The 16,148-nt window shown below is 54.8% G+C and carries 12 protein-coding genes; 9 read left to right on the top strand and 3 right to left on the bottom strand.

The window, feature by feature from the left end:
* Positions 1–760 precede the first annotated feature (760 nt).
* Positions 761–1,345: a DUF1353 domain-containing protein gene (locus tag COMA1_RS21900; RefSeq protein ID WP_141654417.1), complete on the top strand. Its 585-nt coding sequence runs from the start codon at positions 761–763 to the stop codon at positions 1,343–1,345.
* A 482-nt stretch (positions 1,346–1,827) separates the two neighbouring features.
* Positions 1,828–2,172: a hypothetical protein gene (locus COMA1_RS22040; protein WP_342672710.1), complete on the top strand. Its 345-nt coding sequence runs from the start codon at positions 1,828–1,830 to the stop codon at positions 2,170–2,172.
* Here the strand turns inward: COMA1_RS22040 and COMA1_RS18565 are convergent.
* The 3 genes from COMA1_RS18565 to pgm all read right to left on the bottom strand — a co-directional run bounded on the left by COMA1_RS18565 (position 2,115) and on the right by pgm (position 4,916).
* A complete protein-coding gene (locus COMA1_RS18565; RefSeq protein ID WP_090751026.1) occupies positions 2,115–2,927 on the bottom strand; it encodes a class I SAM-dependent methyltransferase in 813 nt (270 codons plus the stop codon). The two genes, COMA1_RS22040 and COMA1_RS18565, sit on opposite strands and share 58 nt — an antisense overlap.
* A 115-nt stretch (positions 2,928–3,042) precedes the next feature.
* Positions 3,043–3,258, bottom strand: a complete 216-nt coding sequence (locus tag COMA1_RS18560; RefSeq protein WP_090751025.1) for a hypothetical protein — start codon at positions 3,256–3,258, stop codon at positions 3,043–3,045.
* An 11-nt stretch (positions 3,259–3,269) separates the two neighbouring features.
* Positions 3,270–4,916 carry a phosphoglucomutase (alpha-D-glucose-1,6-bisphosphate-dependent) gene (pgm, locus tag COMA1_RS18555; RefSeq protein ID WP_090751024.1) on the bottom strand — a complete coding sequence of 549 codons (1,647 nt, stop codon included), beginning with the start codon at positions 4,914–4,916 and terminating at the stop codon, positions 3,270–3,272.
* A 238-nt stretch (positions 4,917–5,154) separates the two neighbouring features.
* On the opposite strand from pgm, the gene COMA1_RS18550 reads away from it, so the two are divergent.
* The 7 genes from COMA1_RS18550 (at position 5,155) to COMA1_RS18520 (ending at position 16,131) form a co-directional block, all read left to right on the top strand.
* Positions 5,155–8,553 carry a DUF3971 domain-containing protein gene (locus COMA1_RS18550; protein WP_090751023.1) on the top strand — a complete coding sequence of 1,133 codons (3,399 nt, stop codon included), beginning with the start codon at positions 5,155–5,157 and terminating at the stop codon, positions 8,551–8,553.
* Positions 8,554–8,790: 237 nt separating this feature from the next.
* A complete protein-coding gene (locus COMA1_RS18545; RefSeq protein WP_090751022.1) occupies positions 8,791–9,939 on the top strand; it encodes a M24 family metallopeptidase in 1,149 nt (382 codons plus the stop codon).
* Positions 9,940–10,130: 191 nt separating this feature from the next.
* Positions 10,131–10,562, top strand: a complete 432-nt coding sequence (locus tag COMA1_RS18540) for an archease (RefSeq protein WP_090751021.1) — start codon at positions 10,131–10,133, stop codon at positions 10,560–10,562.
* The gene (locus COMA1_RS18535; RefSeq protein ID WP_090751020.1) at positions 10,559–12,010 is read left to right on the top strand and encodes an RtcB family protein; all 1,452 of its coding nucleotides are present in this window, start codon (positions 10,559–10,561) and stop codon (positions 12,008–12,010) included. Before COMA1_RS18540 ends, COMA1_RS18535 begins: the two co-directional genes overlap by 4 nt.
* A gap of 492 nt (positions 12,011–12,502) precedes the next feature.
* Positions 12,503–13,486: an IS30 family transposase gene (locus COMA1_RS18530; protein ID WP_090744603.1), complete on the top strand. Its 984-nt coding sequence runs from the start codon at positions 12,503–12,505 to the stop codon at positions 13,484–13,486.
* 68 nt (positions 13,487–13,554) lie between these two features.
* A complete protein-coding gene (locus COMA1_RS18525; RefSeq protein ID WP_176698174.1) occupies positions 13,555–15,702 on the top strand; it encodes a putative bifunctional diguanylate cyclase/phosphodiesterase in 2,148 nt (715 codons plus the stop codon).
* A 78-nt stretch (positions 15,703–15,780) separates the two neighbouring features.
* Entirely contained in the window at positions 15,781–16,131 is a 351-nt protein-coding gene (locus COMA1_RS18520; RefSeq protein ID WP_176698173.1) for a PilZ domain-containing protein, read from the top strand.
* Positions 16,132–16,148: the final 17 nt, after the last annotated feature.

The raw sequence follows: 16,148 nt of genomic DNA, 5'->3' as shown, positions 1-16,148 counted from the left end.
CTGTGAGCCCGATGTGCCGACCTTTGCGCCGAGTGGCTGCGAGTGGCCAAGGATTGTTGCAAAAAATCCGTTTACTCCCCTTCAAGCTGGGCAAGCCGTACCCATCTCTGAACTGCTCGAATATCGACCAGGAACATGTAGCCAGCTTACACAGATGTTGTTTGGTATTCCCCTTAGAAATCCGGAATGGAGTCTTGAGGGCATCCAAGACCCTTCTCTCTATGAACACCACGGGTTGGTACCATTTTCATTCTTGCCAGGTCCTGATCTTCCTGGATCCCTTGAGCTTTCTTCTGTGAGGCTTCGGTCCAACACATCCGCAGATGGCAATGACATTCTTGTAAAGACAGTATTTCAGTATAGACGTGATGACCCGCTCGGCCAGTTCCCGGCGGTCTACCATGGCAATTTCCAATGCATCTTTAGCCTAAGAAGCAGTCCTTGATATAACCATGCATGATTTTGTGGGGACTTTGACGTTGTTACTGAGTTGAACTGAGCGAAGATTATCTCTTGGGGTGGTTAAAGCCATGTATTGTTTGGTTAGGGGATTTCTGTTGACCAACACATCTCCAGATTTCTCATTGCACTTGAATCAATCAGGCATCTCTAAACTTCGGAGGATGTAACAGTGCGCACCGTTTGTATTTTGCTCGGTTCTCTTCTTCTAGCCGCTGTCTCCTGCGCACCATCTGTGACAGTGGCGTCGGGGAAGTTCTCCGGGAGTGTGAAAGCAGAATTTCATGAAGACGGACGAAAAATGACACTTCTTGATAACTTTGAGTACGTCGATCCTATAGACCGAAGGTGGGTAGCCCCGAAAGGTCACGTCATCGATGGCGCGTCTATCCCACGCTTTGCATGGACACTCATTGGTGGTCCATTCGAAGGAAAGTATCGAGACTCATCTGTGATTCACGATGTTGGGTGTGACAAGCGCTGGGCATCGTGGCAGGTAGTTCATGAGGTGTTTTATATGGGTATGCTTACTTCAGGTGTCGAAGATTGGCGTGCTAAGGTGATGTACGCGGCCGTTTACCACTTCGGCTCACGCTGGGATAAAGTCGTACGCATCTCGGGAATACCGGCGGTCCAAACACCTGTCGCCCGGCAGCGGGCGCTGGAAGGTGAAGAGCCAGGGAGCACAGCGGAAATCTTATCGGTCGATCCGCCAGTCAATCTGCCTCTGGGTGCGTCAACATCTACATTCACCATACGAGTTTCACCGCCACCCCAGAATATGGCGCAAGAGCAGTTTGAGGCTCTGCGAAGAGAGATTGAGGAAGCTGCGTTTGCGGGCAAGCCTACGAGGACGCTCGAATCTATTCGGTCAGTGGCAAAATAGAGGATATCACTCGATTCAAACCTTTGACTGTCAGAAATAGTCACAGACGAACTGAGAGATTTGCATGCCGCGGCACTGGATCGTTCGCAAGAGGCTGAATAACTTTATCTGGAACTTGGAATGACGGCCGAGTGGGTCTATCCCCAGGTTCTGATACTGCGGGTCCAGTCCATCTGGACAGCGATCAAGACCCGCTGACTATCGAGGCGTCCGACCTGCCTCGTTATCGGCGAGTCTGCTGCGTGGTGTTTCGGGCCAAGGACATTGTTGTCTGGACCCCTCAAGAGGTAGAAGAAGGGCGGACTGTGCCCAATGCCTTCATCTCCACCATATGAGCCGAAGGCAAACTGCTCTATGAAAGATAGGTCGGCTTTGGCCGGAGGGTGGTTTCGCAAGGCCGACAGCGATCTTGCTGATGCCAGAAGGACTGCGGCGAGAGAAGGTTCACATGCTTTCACGCTCAGCAAGCAGTTGAGAAGTATTTGAAAGGTGTTCTCGCCTGGAGGGGGCTGGAGATTTCTCGAACGCACGACTTAGAGGAACTTCAGCGCTTGTGCACTCGGCTTGAACCGTGGGCGGAGCTTGCGAGCTGCGAACTTACGGATCTGACGGCGTATGCGGTTGAGCTTCGGGATGATCAGAATTTTGGCCGCCGCAACCGGCGGCCATCGAGGCCGTCAAGTTGGCTGAGCAGGTGCGCGCCAGCGTACTCGCTCCTATGCCATCGGAGACTCGACCGTAGAACGTCTTTAGGTACAGAAGACCGCTCTCAACTTTCGCCATCAGAACCCAAGTTCCGCTTCCATCCAGAGAGGACGCAACGCTGAGCAATAAGGGGTGTGAAGCTTTGGACGTCCTCTGACAGCTCTACCATGAATTTCTCTGCACGTCGTTGATCCTCAAAACATTCGTACACATCGTCGAGAAAGCCGTCGCGGAGGAGTGGGTGGTAGAGAAAGTTTTGGCCAGGGCCCGTCACGACCTCTAGTGGGTATTCGGTCACATCAATCCGTTCGAGCTCCAGGCCTTCGAGCCACCCCCGCGCTTCCTTCGCTGACGGGCGTTCGTTGAGGTAAGCCTGGAATCGCGCTCGTTCCATATTTAGCCCCCGCTGGGTCATTGCCTGATCCACTCGCTGCCACAATGAATCAAACGTTCCATAGGAGGGAAAGGTCAGGACGATCTGGCCTCCTGGGTTGAGATGCCTAATCAACCCTTGAACTGCTTGGAACCTATCAGGCCGGAAGAACATCACTGCCAGATTGCCCGTGATGCGATCAAAGGATGGCAAATCTGTAGGTAGCGAGCGCATGTCCATGGACTCGAACTGGAGCCAGGGTAGTTGCGACCCCTGAATAGCCCTCCCGCGAGTGACTTGACCAACACTCACGTCGATCGCTCGCACCTCACCAGTCGGACCAACTTGCTCGGCAAGATAGAAAGCCGGAATGCCATGGCCGGATGCGATATCGAGGATTCGCAGGCCTGGGCGTAGGTCTAGATGATGCAGTAACGATTCTGCAAACGGTGTGGACCAATAGTCGTGTGTTGGAAGAGGCCAGCGAGGCGTAGATGAATTCATGGTAGAAAGCGAAAAGAGAGTCTTCTCTACACCTTCATCCTATCATTCCCACAGGCGCTCAGTTCTGTTTGGCGGGTGAGGAACCAGCGTTTCCAGGTCTTATTGTCCTATCACGTCACAATCTGACAAAATATGGAATTGCCATCAACATCACTCCGACGAAGACGAGCAAGTAGACGTTCTCTATAAAGTAGGGAAAGACACAAAGCGCCACTCCTACGCAGAGCGGGGCGATGACCTTTTGCTTCTTGCCATAGATAAAGAAGCCAACTCCGATTGATCCGAAGATCATGCTCCAGATCAAGACGGCGGTGCTGCTCAGCTCAAACATATCTGAATCGCTTACGTGCTTGAGGCCAAGGCTTTGGCAATCAACGCTTGCGCTTCTTGTTGAATGAGTGTCAGATGCTCTTTTCCTTTGAAGCTTTCCGCGTAGAGCTTGTACACATCTTCAGTGCCCGATGGTCTTGCGGCGAACCAGCCGTTCTGAGTGACGACCTTCAACCCGCCAATCGCTGCGTTATTGCCTGGGGCCTTAGTCAGCATCGCCAAGATCTTGTCTCCGGCCAGATCCGTCGCCTTTACTTGCTCGGGAGAAAGTTTGGAGAGAATCGCCTTCTGCTCGGGCGTTGCCTGTGCGTCGATTCGCTCATAGACCGGTTCGCCCAGCTCCTTTGTGAGATCTCGGTATAGCTCGGATGGATCACGACCGGTTTTAGCCATCATCTCTGCTGCGAGCAGGTCCATGATGATCCCGTCCTTGTCTGTGGACCAGACGGTGCCGTCGCGGCGTAGGAACGATGCACCGGCGCTTTCCTCGCCTCCAAATCCGAGAGAACCATCCAGCAGACCGTTCACAAACCACTTGAAGCCCACCGGGACTTCAACCAGTGTCCGTTTCAGCTTGGCCGCAACTCGGTCGATGAGACTGCTGCTCACCAAGGTCTTGCCGATTCCGGCGTCAGACTTCCAGTTGGGGCGGTTGGCAAAGAGATAGGCAATTGAGACGGCCAAGTAATGGTTCGGATTCATCAAGCCTGAACGGGTGACGATTCCATGCCGATCGTTGTCGGCATCATTGCCGAAGGCCACATCGAAGCGATCTTTCAATGCGATGAGATTGGCCATGGCATAGGGCGAGGAACAATCCATACGGATTTTGCCGTCCCAATCCAACGGCATGAAGCGAAACGTTGGATCAACTGAGGGGTTCACAATCTCCACATCCAGTCCATATCGCTCGATAATCGGTTTCCAGTACCCGACCCCGGATCCGCCAAGGGGGTCGATCCCAAGCTTGAGTTCAGCGGCTTTGATGGCAGCGATGTCGATGATATTCTTCAGGTCGCTGATATAGGCTTCGATATAGTTGTGGCGATGTGTGGTGGGTGCCTGTCGTGCTTGTTCAATCGGAAGTCGATTACATTCCTGTAGATTTTTCGTCAAAAGGGTATTAGCCCTGTCCTCGATCCACTTGGTAACTTGTGTATCGGCCGGGCCGCCATTCGGAGGGTTGTACTTGATCCCACCGTCTTCCGGAGGATTATGCGATGGTGTGATGACGATCCCATCCGCGAGACCGGAGGTTCGGCCCCGATTGTAGCTCAGGATGGCATGCGAGATGACCGGCGTCGGGGTGAAGCCCTTGTCTTGGTCGATCATCACTTCCACGCCATTGGCTGCGAGGACTTCAAGGACGGTCACAAAGGCCGGATCAGAGAGTGCATGGGTGTCTTTACCCAAGTAGAGAGGCCCAGTCGTGCGTTGCGTCGCACGGTATTCGCACACGGCCTGAGCGATTGCTACGATATGATGTTCATTGAAGCTTCGCTTGAAGGAAGAACCGCGATGTCCCGATGTTCCGAATGACACGCGCTGCTCGCGAGCCGAGGGATCGGGTTGCTCAGCCCAGTAGGCAGCGAGGAGTTTGCTGACGTCCACAAGGGTTGAGGGAGGTGCCGGCTGGCCTGCGAATGAATGAATCGGCATAGGTAGAGATGTAGTTCCATTGCCAGGTGGCTGTCAACTCTTAAGATTCGATAGAGAAATGATGAGCACCTGGCTGATCCGGTGCTGTTCTCATGAAGTTGTGACGATGACGGATTTTGTGTGTCATGGATGCGGTATGGCGGAAATGAGGTGGAGTCAGTTTTATTATGGATCTCTTAGCTTGGAATTCCCTCCTAGAATGCCGCGTTGATGGATTTCATGTAGGTGATTCGGTAAGATGCCGCCGAATTCCTTTCCGGTATCCAAAGGGGGTCGTGTGTCCCGTTTTCGGTTAGCCTTCCTGAGCATACTTGTTCTCATCGTTCTCGCCGGAACGTTCCTCGCCTTTTCACGAGAGTTGACCGGTCAAGACTATCTCAAGGACTTTGTTCTGGAACAATTGGAGGAGAGTCTTGGTCGGAAAATTGATGTCCACCGGGTCAAGTTTGTGGTGTTTCCCGGCATTCGCGTGGAGCTTTCAGAAGTCGTCATCCATGACCCGCAATCGGCGCAAGTGGTACTCACAGCGAAGCGCGTCGATCTGGTCCTTCGGTTTTTCCCGCTCTTGAAGAAGCAAATTGTCGGAAAACGATTGTTGATTGAGGAGCCCAAGCTGACCCTTCGTCGGAATGAACGTGGTCGGTGGAATATCTTGGATGGGGTGAACGGGCAAGCGGATACCGATCAGCAAACCATGGCTCTGATGGCACGGACCTTCATGGTCCGGCAGGCCAAACTTCTGAATGGAACGATCACGGTGATGGATGCGGCCAGACCGGATGGCATTCGGTCCATTACCCTGGAACATGTTGAGTGTGACCTCACGATTCATCCAGAGCAGGGCGTTGCCGACGTGCATGTGGCGATGTCCCATCAGGGTACGCATGGAGTTTCGAGGGTGTCCCTGGATGGGGCGATCAAACAGGCGGAACAGCCAGTCGCCTTGTCAGGTGATGATGTGGGGGAGCCGGTTCCTGGACTGCAATTTGATGGTCATATTGATGCCGCTGATATCAAGGTGCGTGATGCGGCCGACTTTCTTGGCCCAAGACCGGTTTCAGATCATCTCCAAGGTTCGTTGAATCTGCGGAGTGCCGTGCGTGTTATGCCGGGTGTCGCCGGCTATGACATGGTGTTATCGGAGATGAGTGCACACTTGAACGAGATCACCCTGACGGGCCATGGTAGTCTTGCCGGCGTCCTGACTCCGCAACCCACCTTTTCCGTGACCTTTTCCAGTTCTCTTGTGACATTGCCGCAACTGCTGAAAACCATTTCTCCGGAGTGGATCCATCCACAGTTACCGGCCCTGTTGGAAGAACGTCGCATCGACGGCAAGGTACAGGTCGTGAAGGCCACACTGACCGGCTCGACCGCGACCGGCCCTCAGTTGTCGGCGACCGGGGAATTTCATGTGCAAGAAGGTCATGCGCTCATCGGTCGTGATCATGTCGCGGCAACAGACTTGGCGGCGGTGATCCTGGTCGAAACCGGGCGGGTGCGTATCTCCAAGATTACGGGGAACTATGGAACGATGCAGTTGACCGATGGGAAAGCGGAGGTGTCGTTTCTTGACGCAGGGCCGTGGTTGGACCTGGAGATGACGAGTGAGATGGGGGCCACGTCGTTGATAGAGTTTCTCTCGAGGACGGTCAAAACAGAGCGGATGGCACAGGTGTTTGCCGGGGTTCGAGATGCGGAGGGAACGGCGGTTGCGACCTTTCGCCTCGTCGGTCCGTTGAATCAACCCGGAGGAATCACATTTGCCGGTGGGGAGATTACCGCCCGTCACATCAGCCTGAATCATCCAGCCTTGCCGGAGCGGATGACCGGGGTGCAAGGGCGATTTGTGTTGGCTGATGGCGCAACTCAACTTGATCAGGTGACGGGGAATCTTGGGGGAATGGCCGTCCAGGTCCAGGGGACGATTACCGGGGGATCGACCAGTCAGTTTCAAGATCTGTCTATTCGTACACGTGGCGATGCGGCTCAGATAGTCCGGCTCTTCCGATCTTCCGCCATTGATCGGGGTGTACTCGAGGGGACTCTGAGCTCAACGGCGACGCTCTCAGGCGTGACGACGAGACCGCATGTCCGAGGATCCATCGCACTGGACGAGGCGAAGGTCGTGCTTGGGGTGATCGATAAACCTATTGGGTCTCGCGCGGCGGTCGAGTTTGAGGGAGTGCTGCCCCAAACTGCGAGTATCAAGTTGGACCGAGTCGCGCTGGTTCTGCCATCGTTGACGATTCCCGCTAAGGGTACCCTGCAGTTCGGGAATGGTTTCCTGGTTGATATGGCGGTCGCAACAGGGATCATCCCGGTTGCCAGTCTTCCGAGATGGATCTCCAAGGGCGGACTTGAAGTGGGGAACCTCGAGCTCTCGTTGGAGATCAAAGGCCGAGAACCGGACTGGCATGCCTGGCGAATAACCGGATGGATGGGGTTGACGAATGGGGTGCTGCAGGCTAAGGAAGTCGATGGGCACATTCAGGATCTCTATGCTCGTGTCAGATTTCTCCGCAACGAGACTGAGCTCAAACGACTGTCGTTCAAAGTCCAGGGTAGCGATGTCGCGATGGAGGCCACGGTTCGAAATTGGCTGACGAAGCCATCCATCATCGGAAGGATTGAGTCTAACCAGCTTGACCTGAGCTTATTGATCCCCAAGGGCGGGCGCTCGCCTGTCCGAGAGTTCCTCGAGACGCTGGCAGCAACCAGTCAGGTGACGATGACCGCGGCCGTGGCGCGTGGGCATTACCAACATCTCAAATTCAGTTCGCTGTCCGCACGCATCACCATTCAGGATGGGGTGCTTGACCTGGATCGCTTATCCGGGGAATCCAGTCATGGGCATGTGGCGGGACGGCTGGTCGTACAGCTTCCACCCAACGCGCCGGCTGACCTTGACCTCTCGTTTCGGGCCACGGGTATGGAATTTGATGATGTCTTGAAGCTGGCCAAGGCACAAGCGCATGGGGTGTCGGGAGAGTTGCGGATCAGTGGCGCGATTCGTGGCCATGGACGAAATCCCCATGGCATCTATCCCTCGTTGAATGGCAAGGTTGACGTCTTGTTGGAAAATGGACGAATCCTGAAAACAAACGAGCGTGCCGTTTGGAAAATCATCAGTCTGTTGAATCTTCCCGCCGTCTTGCAAGGGAAGGTCGAGTTGGAAAAAGAGGGGCTACCCTACAACAGAATTTCCTCAACGATTGCCATTCAAAACGGTCTGTTTCAAACGGAAAATTTGATCATCGACAGTCCAATCCTTAAGATTACCGCGGCGGGAAATTATGATTTGCCCACAGACCAGCTGGATCTCGCAGTGGCAGTGAGCCCGTTTGGATCCTATTCCCAATTTCTCAAGACGATTCCACTCTTTGGACGAATCATTGCGGGAGATCGCAAAGGCTTAGCCACGGCAATGTTTACCGTGAAAGGCGGGCTGGAAGATCCCGAGGTGACCTACCTGCCGGTGAAGTCATTTGCGTCCGGTCTCTCAGGATTGGCGCAGCTGGCGGTCGATGTGCTTACCAATACCTTGACGCTGCCGATGGACTTGGTGACGCCGGATGAAGAAACCGGTGTGCGATCCAAAGACCTTACGCCAGCGCCGCCTCCCGCCAGACCATAACTGGCAACAGTTTTCGTCCGATCGAATTCTTGACCGCCCCACGCCCCCATGCTAGCATCCGACTCAAGATGCTGAAAATGCTTGTCGGCTTCGTTCTCGCGTCGTTTAGTCCCTCAACGTACCTCAGAGGGTACGCCTCGGTCCCTCACTTGCTGCGGCCTCGTCGAGCAACCATTTTGAGCATCTTGAGCGCATTCCTCCCGCCTTGCTGGGTGTCCACTTTTAGGTAGTTGATCCATGAAACGCAGTACTATCTCCCAGCCAGACGTTGCGACGCTGTTCATTGCTGCGAGTGAACAGGATTCGAATTTGTATTACGCCACCCGCTTCATAGCTCCCGACCCCTTCATCTATCTTGAAATCAGAGGCGAACGGGTGATGGTGATGAGCGATCTGGAAATGGATCGCGCCCGGTCCGAGGCATCGGTGGATCGAGTGTTGTCATATTCTGAAGTCGAGCAGAAGGCCAAGAAACAGGGCATCAAAGCTCCGACAGCCGTCGATATCGTGCATGTGGTCTTAAAGGAGTCGAAGATTCGACGCCTGTCGGTGCCGGCGAGTTTTCCAGTCATCCATGCCGCTCGGTTGCAGGAGCGTGGCTATAGTCTGAAACCGAAGTTGGAACTGTTCTATGAGCAACGTGTGATGAAGACGCCGGACGAAGTCCGCCATATCGAAGCCGCGCAGCGGGCTACGGAGGAAGCTGTGACCGCTGCTCATGCCATGTTACGCCGGGCCGAAATTAAGGGGACGCAACTCTGGCTGGATGGTCAGGCGGTGACCTCCGAGCGGGTGAAAAAGTTCATCAATGTGAAGCTCATGGAACTGGACTGTATCGCTCAGCATACGATCGTGGCGGGTGGGGAGCAGGCCTGTGATCCCCACAATGAAGGGAGCGGGCCGTTACCCGCTCATCGCAGTATTATTTTTGACGTATTCCCTCGCTCTGCCACGAGTCGCTACTTCGCCGATATGTCGCGCACAGTCATACGGGGGACAGCGAGCCCTGAGCTCAAGCGCCTGTATAGCACGGTGAAAGATGCACAGGAAGAAGCCATCACGAAAATCAAGGATGGCGCTGACGGGATGAAGATCCATCAAGGTATCTGTACACGGTTCGAGAAGGCAGGTTACAAGACAGGTTTGGTGAATGGACGTATGCAAGGGTATTTTCACGGGACCGGGCATGGGGTGGGGCTGGATATTCATGAAGCGCCTCGTATCAGCCGAACGGGTTCACTCCTCCAGGAAGGGCATGTGGTCACGGTCGAACCAGGACTGTACTATCCTGGTTTGGGCGCGGTTCGCATTGAAGACATGGTGCTGGTGACGAAGGACGGCTGCCGCAATCTGACAAATTTCCCGAAGCAATTCGTGCTCGACTAGCCTGCTGTTGGAACACACGTTCAGCGGTATTCCTGCCTCGCTCAAACACTCCACCTATCCAGGTCCGGACGAGTCTTTGATTTTCGCAAGCTCAGTCGAGGCTCGCCCCAATGGCAGCATGGTAACCTGAGCGGTCATTTTGAATAGCCAACCCGGTTGCGTCATACTGTCAGTGGGCTCAAGGCAACAGAATGCATTCGTATCAATTTCTTGACGATATTGCGGTAGCGGACCTGGCCTTCAAAGCGGAAGGCGATTCTGTGGAGGAGTTGTTTCGCGCAGCGACTGATGCGCTGTTGGAAACATTGGCCGATCCTTCAACGGTGGCAATGACATGGGAGCGTAGGATTGAACACGTATGCGGAGCTCTGGACGAGCTGCTCTTTGAATGGCTCTCGGATCTGGTGTATTGGAAAGACGCGGCGGGGGTGGTGTTTCACGAAGCAAACCTTTCCGTGGTTCAGAAAGGCACCACATGGACGCTTGCTGCTGTACTACGAGGCGCTCCCGTGGATCAGACAACTCAGATACTCCACAATGATGTGAAGGGTGTGACGAAGCATCTGTATGAAGTGAAACAGCAGGGAATGCGCTGGTATGCTCAGGTGGTGGTCGACGTATGAAATTGAATACTGATATGCGGGTCAATCGGGTGACCGATGAGGTGTGGGAGATCCCCGTCACTGAGAAAGCAGGGATGCTGGTACCTGCGCGGATCTATGCCACGCCGGGTATTTTACAGACGATGGACCGCGGTGTTTTCGATCAAGTCACCAATGTGGCTTGTCTCCCTGGTATTGCGCGCTATGCGCTCTGCATGCCGGACGGGCATTGGGGCTATGGGTTTCCCATCGGGGGTGTTGCCGCGTTCGATACCAGGTCGGGAATTATTTCTCCCGGAGGGGTCGGGTATGACGTCAATTGTGGGATGCGTCTGATCCGCACGGATTTGACCTTGGAAGATGTGCAACCGAAACTGGATCGTCTCATGACCGAATTATTCCGGCGTGTGCCGGCCGGCGTCGGGGCAGCAGGCTTCATCCGATTGAACCGAAGTTCGTTCAAAGGGGTGATGACACGAGGTGCTCGCTGGTGCATTGAAGAAGGCTATGGCTGGCATCGGGATCTTGCGCACATTGAAGAAGGCGGTTGTATCGCAGGTGCTGATCCGTCCAACGTCAGCGATCATGCGGTGGGGCGGGGGATCAATCAGCTGGGGACACTGGGCTCTGGGAATCATTACTTGGAAGTGCAGGTTGTTTCGAACGACCGGGTGTTCGATCCTGAGACGGCTACGGCGTTGGGCATTACCGGCCAGGGTCAGATTGTGGTGATGGTCCACTGCGGGTCCCGTGGGTTTGGCCATCAGGTTGCCAGCGACTATCTCAAAGTATTTGAGAAGGCGATGCGGCGGTATGGGATCTCTGTGAAGGATCCGCAACTCGCGTGCGCTCCGTTTCGTTCACCAGAAGGACAGGACTATTTCTCCGCCATGAACTGTGCAGCCAATACGGCCTTTGCCAACCGACAAGTCATCACCCATCAGATTCGCGAAGCATTCGCAGCTGTGTTTGGGCTGTCGGCTGAGGAGTTGGGCATGGAGTTGGTCTATGATGTCGCTCATAATATCGCCAAGGTTGAGCGCTATCCCGAAGGAGATCTATTGGTTCACCGCAAGGGATCAACCAGAGCGTTCGGCCCGGGGAGCCCGGATTTGCCGTGGGATTTTCAGAAAACTGGCCAGCCGGTGATTTGCGGAGGATCGATGGAGACCGGTTCCTATCTTCTGGTCGGTACAGACCGAGCCGTCGCTGAGACATTCGGGTCTACGATGCATGGCTCAGGGCGGACGATGTCGCGGGCACAGGCCAAGAAAGCGATTCGTGGCGAACAGCTTCAGCAGGAAATGAAACAGCGTGGCATCCTTGTCAAAGCCGTATCCATGTCAGGTTTGGCGGAAGAGGCCGGGTTCGCATACAAGAATATTTCTGATGTCGTCGAGACGGTCGACCGTGCAGGTATTACTAAAAAGGTGGCGGAACTGCGTCCAATCGGGAACATAAAGGGGTAATCTTCTGGTCTCATGGAAAGCCATACACAATCAGTTCACGCATTCTGAACCCTGTTTCAAGCCCGCCTCCGTGTTTTAGTCCGAATCTCTACCTCCACGCGAAAAGCCATTACTCCATATGATGGTGTGGTGTTGAGCATCGAGTTACACAAGAATCAACACTCCTCCTTGGCTGAGGGGATCCCCTGACCAACCTGCGTAGCACCGCGAAGCGAATTTTCTCCAAACTCTTTACGCATCAAAAATTGCTGGTATCGTCAGGTGTTAGGGCAGAGGGTCGAACGGCCGGATTGGTGCCGCACGCTTGTTCGGCATAGAGTGCACGCCATGCACATTCGTCTCGTGAGCTCTCCACTGCGTCATGCGTCGATGCGACGGCTTGCGGTGAAGCAACAGATCAGTTCATCCGCCGAGCGATCAAGGGACTCGGTGGGTTCAAGGTCCTAGTGCAACGCCTGTATCCTGGAGATTCCAGGAACCAAGGAGTTGTACATGGGACACTATCACCGATTGACTCTTATGGAACGTGAAGAACTCAGTCGCATGTTCGCCGCCGGGTATAGTTTACGTGCAACGGCTCACGCCCTGCAGCGCGCGCCTAGCACGCTGTCACGTGAACTCACTCGGCACCGCACCAGCCCGGTGACCTATCGCGCGGTGCCAGCCCATCAACGGGCGACTCGGTGGGCCCATCAGCCACGGAAACCCCGGAAGCTTGCGGCGGACCTCCGACTCCGCCGAGCGGTCTTGGCCCGACTGGCACAACGCTGGTCGCCAGAACAGATTGCCCACAGTTTGCGCCAGCAGTATCCTCAAGATCCCGCGAGGCAGATTTCGCATGAAGCCATCTATGGCTATCTCTATGGGTTACCCCCCGACACCGTTAAGCGCGCCCTCACTCGGCACCTCCGGCGGCGGCATCGTTTTCGGCGGCCCCACAAGGTCCGGCTCTCCTCGCATGCCGTCCAGGAGATGGTCAGCATTGATGACCGACCAGCCGAAGTAGCTGCGCGTGTCGTGCCGGGCCATTGGGAAGGCGACTTGCTCGTCGGCCATGCCAATGCCTCGGCGCTCGGGACGCTCGTCGAACGCACAACACGGTTTACCCTGCTGGTCCCGCTGAAGGCCAAGCATGCGACCGCCGTACGACGGGCCTTTGTCCGGGCTATCCGGACACTGCCGCCGCAGCTCCGCCGGTCTCTCACGTATGACCAGGGGCAGGAGATGCGCGACCATCGGCGCTTTACCACCCAGACACAGATGCCGGTCTACTTTGCGCATCCCCACTCTCCCTGGGAACGGGGCACCAACGAAAACACCAACGGGCTCCTACGGCAGTTCTTTCCCGCCGGGACCCACTTTAACAAGGTGTCACGAGGCGAGATCAAGCGAGTGCAGGCAATGCTCAACGATCGGCCACGGAAAATTCTGAACTGGCACAGCCCCGCGCATGCATTTCACCACCTGTTGCGTTAGGATCTTGAATGCACCCTCTCGGAGATGCCAACGGTATGAGTCGTCCAGAGAGCAGGTGTGAGCGTGATATGCCAGGGGTAGATGAGACAAGGACAGCCGTCATCCTCGTGGTCGATGATGAGGAGATGGTCAGATTATTCGTGCGCGAGGCCTTGAAACAGGCTGGGTTTGAGGTGTGCGAAGCCTCAAATGGAGTACATGCCTTAGAACAGTTTGCCGCGAGGCGTCCCGATCTGATCATCATGGACGTAGTCATGCCTGTGATGGATGGATTTGCCGCTTGTATGAAGCTGCGTGAGTCGGTGGAAGGGAAGCGCGTGCCGATTCTGGTGATGACGGCGCTGGATGATGAGGACTCGATTGGTCGTGCCTATGCGTACGGCGCCACGGATTTCATCGCCAAACCAACGAATGCGACCATCTTGGGGCATCGAGTTCGGTATATGCTGCGCGGGAGTCTCACGCTCAACGCACTTCTGCGGAGCGAGGCGCGGCTGGGTTTGGCGCAGCGGATTGCCAAGATCGGCAATTGGGAATGGCATCCCTCCACGGGGCGGTTTTTGGTGTCTCCGGAACTCTGTCGGTTGATGGGCATTCGATCACAAGATTTTCGAGAAACGAAAGACGCATTTCTCGATATGGTGCATGTGGATGATCGCGATCTCGTGGACCGAGCGCTGCAATCGATTCTTGCCGAACGGAAGCCTTGTGATATTGATCACCGGATCGTCTTTCAACACGGGGGTGAGTTTACGGTGAATCTACAGGCTGAGGCGGTCTTCGACGATCAGCTAAAAATACTGACGATTGTGGGGACGGCCAAGGATATCAGTGAACGAAAGCGCTCCGAGCGAGAAATCCACCGGCTGGCCTATTACGACAGTCTCACGGGGTTGCCGAATCGTGTCTTATTTAAAGATCGCGTCACACAAGCGCTTGCTCATGCACGTCGCTATCACTCAACGCTCGCAGTCTTGTTTCTTGATCTGGACCGGTTCAAGGTCATTAACGATACGCTAGGTCATAACATTGGTGATCTGTTGTTGAAGCAGGTTGCGGATCGCTTGGCAGAGTCTGTCAGGCACAGCGATTCCATCAGTCGGTCGGTCGAGAAGGGCGAGGCCCATGAATTAGCCCGCTTGGGAGGGGACGAGTTTACGGTCTTGTTGACGAACATCCAACAGGTTCAGGATGCCGGGGTGGTTGCCCGACGTATCCTAGAATCGCTGTCGCAATCGTTTTTGATCGATGGCCATGAGATTTCGGTCACCACCAGTGTGGGGATTGCGATCTTTCCGACCGATGGAGAGTCCGTGGATCAACTCCTGAAGAGTTCCGATGTCGCCATGTACCAGGCGAAGGAACGAGGTCGGAACAATGCACAATTTTACTCGGCGACCATGAACTCCATGGCTGCGGATCGGCTTGAGATGGAAAATGACCTGCGAAAGGCGTTGGACCATCATGAACTGACCGTGTATTACCAGCCGCAGATAGATATCCGAAGCAACAGAATCGTGGGTGCCGAAGCATTAGTGCGATGGCATCATCCTCTGCGTGGCTTGCTGATGCCTGCCGTGTTTCTTCCTGTCGCCAATGAGACGGGCATGATCCGAAAGCTGGACGAAGCCGTACTGGGTATGGCCTGCCGGCAAGGAAAGGCTTGGCAAGATGCTGGTTATCTCCCTATTCGAATGTCGGTCAACGTCTCCAATTCTTTCTTTCATGGGGCCTCGTTGGTGAACGCCGTGTCACGAGCCTTGGAAGAGACCAGGCTTGACCCGGAATTTCTTGAGTTGGAGTTGACCGAGTCAATCGCCATGCGACATGTCGAAACGTCCATTGAGATGCTGCAGGAACTGAGGGCGATGGGTATTCGACTGTCGATCGATGATTTTGGAACCGGTTATTCCTCCTTGAGTCACTTACAACGGTTTCCCTTGAATATGCTCAAAATCGATCAATCATTCACGTACGATGTGCCGCACAACGCCGCCAATGTTTCAATCTCCCGCGCGATTATCTCTCTTGCGCATAGTATGAACCTCACGGTGTTGGTCGAGGGGGTCGAAAACGAAGAGCAGTTGAAGATGTTTCGTGATCAGGGGTGTGATCAAGCGCAAGGCCATTACTTCGGGCGTCCAATGTCGGCAGAAGAATTTGTGCAACGGCTTACTCGTGTTGATACCCGCGCGCCCGGAAGACAGGCGGCATAGACATTGCTGGTGGTCAGTGGTGGCACTTCTGTGAAGGCGAGGCTCAAGGGGCTGGGTTCCGCAAGGGGAGGGATGTCCATGGAACAACGGAAAGATAGCCGATTCCCTGTTGGGTTTCGGAGCTCATTCAGTTCGGCGAACAGCATGTCAGGGGATGGGATGTTGACTGAACTATCTATCCGAGGATGTCGCGTCCGTAGTTTAGTAGAGGTGAATCCAGGGACGGTTCTTCAGCTGAGAGTTCACGTTTCAGACCGTGAATCCCCCATCGTGATCTCTCACGCGATCGTTCGATGGTATCGAGATAGTAGCTTTGGATGTGAGTTTGTGAATCTCGGGGCGGAGGAATGGGCCCGGCTTCGTGCGGTGACGACGGAGTTGGAGAAAGAACCCTACCAGAAGATGCAAGACGACAACGAGGCTGCATAATTCCACGAGCACAAAGA

Source organism: Candidatus Nitrospira nitrosa (genome assembly GCF_001458735.1).
Classification (GTDB): Bacteria; Nitrospirota; Nitrospiria; order Nitrospirales; family Nitrospiraceae; genus Nitrospira_D; species Nitrospira_D nitrosa.
The sequence above is the reverse complement of the archived record's forward strand: the minus strand, read 5'-3'. Positions and strand labels throughout refer to the sequence as shown.

Excerpts from the sequence above, each read along its gene's own strand:
- COMA1_RS21900 (WP_141654417.1), top strand. The coding sequence starts at position 761 with ATGACACTTCTTGATAACTTTGAGTACGTCGATCCTATAGACCGAAGG.
- COMA1_RS18565 (WP_090751026.1), bottom strand. The coding sequence starts at position 2,927 with ATGAATTCATCTACGCCTCGCTGGCCTCTTCCAACACACGACTATTGG.
- COMA1_RS18560 (WP_090751025.1), bottom strand. The coding sequence starts at position 3,258 with ATGTTTGAGCTGAGCAGCACCGCCGTCTTGATCTGGAGCATGATCTTC.
- pgm (WP_090751024.1), bottom strand. The coding sequence starts at position 4,916 with ATGCCGATTCATTCATTCGCAGGCCAGCCGGCACCTCCCTCAACCCTT.
- COMA1_RS18550 (WP_090751023.1), top strand. The coding sequence starts at position 5,155 with ATGCCGCCGAATTCCTTTCCGGTATCCAAAGGGGGTCGTGTGTCCCGT.
- COMA1_RS18545 (WP_090751022.1), top strand. The coding sequence starts at position 8,791 with ATGAAACGCAGTACTATCTCCCAGCCAGACGTTGCGACGCTGTTCATT.
- COMA1_RS18540 (WP_090751021.1), top strand. The coding sequence starts at position 10,131 with ATGCATTCGTATCAATTTCTTGACGATATTGCGGTAGCGGACCTGGCC.
- COMA1_RS18535 (WP_090751020.1), top strand. The coding sequence starts at position 10,559 with ATGAAATTGAATACTGATATGCGGGTCAATCGGGTGACCGATGAGGTG.
- COMA1_RS18530 (WP_090744603.1), top strand. The coding sequence starts at position 12,503 with ATGGGACACTATCACCGATTGACTCTTATGGAACGTGAAGAACTCAGT.
- COMA1_RS18525 (WP_176698174.1), top strand. The coding sequence starts at position 13,555 with ATGCCAGGGGTAGATGAGACAAGGACAGCCGTCATCCTCGTGGTCGAT.
- COMA1_RS18520 (WP_176698173.1), top strand. The coding sequence starts at position 15,781 with ATGGAACAACGGAAAGATAGCCGATTCCCTGTTGGGTTTCGGAGCTCA.